Source organism: Mycobacterium hubeiense (genome assembly GCF_002838065.1).
Lineage (GTDB): Bacteria > Actinomycetota > Actinomycetes > Mycobacteriales > Mycobacteriaceae > Mycobacterium > Mycobacterium hubeiense.
Genome location: NZ_PIZU01000107.1, coordinates 1 through 1401, shown reverse-complemented (window position 1 = coordinate 1401; position 1401 = coordinate 1). Strand labels below are relative to the sequence as shown.

The 1401-nt window shown below is 64.5% G+C and carries 1 protein-coding gene; it reads right to left on the bottom strand.

What is annotated here, in order from left to right:
• Positions 1-49: 49 nt before the first annotated feature.
• Positions 50-1282, bottom strand: a complete 1233-nt coding sequence (locus tag CWS39_RS28175; RefSeq protein ID WP_102146105.1) for an IS256 family transposase — start codon at positions 1280-1282, stop codon at positions 50-52.
• Between the last annotated feature and the right edge of the window lie 119 nt (positions 1283-1401).

Sequence of the window (1401 nt, the reverse complement as noted above, 5' to 3'; positions counted from 1 at the left end):
GGGCTTGTCAAGATAACTGTGTAAGGTGTTGTGGCCGTTTATCTTTGGGTCATAGTGGGAGTCGGTCGGGGAATTGGATGGCGAAGCTGTTGAGCGCTTCGGTCCAGCGGTAGGTTCCTGGTCCTTGTGTTGATCCTCGTTTCTGGTTGATGTTGCGGATGGCCAGATACAGCAGCTTCATTGCCGCGGCGTCCGACGGGAAGGAGCCGCGGGCCTTGGTCACCTTGCGCAGCTGATAGTTCAGCGATTCGATGGCGTTCGTGGTGTAGATGATCCGGCGGATCTCGGGCGGGAACGCCAGAAACGGCACGAATTCGGGCCAGGCGCGGTCCCAGACCGCGACCGCACCCGGGGACTTGGTGCGCCATTCGGCCCGGAACTCCTCGAGGGCGAGGTTGGCGGCCTCTTCGGTGGCGGCCGTGTAGATCGGGCGCAGCGCGACCGCCATCTTCTTGCGGTCGGCGCAGGAGGCATAACGCATCGATGCGCGCAGCAGATGCACCACGCAGGTCTGGATTACCGCGGCCGGCCACACCGCCGCGATCGACTCAGCCAGCCCCGTCAGCCCGTCGCAGCACACGAACAGCGCGTCGCGACACCCGCGATTGCGCAGCTCAGTGAGCACCCCATGCCAGAACTTCGCCCCTTCGGTCTGCTGGATCCAGATCCCCAGGACCTGTTTGATGCCGTCGACGTCCACGCCGATCACCACGTGAGCAGCCTTGTTGGCGACCACGCCGCCATCGCGGATCTTGATGCGGATGGCGTCGATGTACAGGATCGGATACACCGGATCGACCGGCCGAGATTGCCAGGCCGCGATCTCGTCGGTGACCACGTCGGTGACCCGCGAGATCGTGGCCGCCGAGACCCGCGCGCCGTAGACCTCGGCCAGGTGCTCGGTGATGTCGCGGGTGGACATGCCGCGCGCGTACAGCGACAAGATCATGTCTTCGACCTGGCCCAGGCGCCGTTTGCGTTTGGGCACGATGACCGGGTCGAACGTGCCATTGCGATCACGCGGTACTTCCAGCTCAACCGGGCCCGCGGTGCTCAACACGGTCTTGCGGCCGTGTCCGTTGCGGGAGTTGCCCGATCCGTGTCCGGCCGGATCGCCATGCTCGTAGCCGAGGTGATCGGCGATCTCCACATCCAGGGCGCGCTCCAGCACCGCCTTGGTCATCTGCGCCAGCAGCCCGTCAGGGCCGTCGATCGCGGTGCCAGACGCTTCGGCGTCGGCCAACAGAGCATCCACCGCCGCCGGCGGCAACAACTCGGCCAGCTTGGCCGCAGCATCATCTCTGGACGAATCGGGTTGTGGCAATGGAATTCTCCTGTCCGGTGGTCAGCCAACCACCATTCAGGCCCAACCACTTACACAGTCAATGAGACACGCCCGCT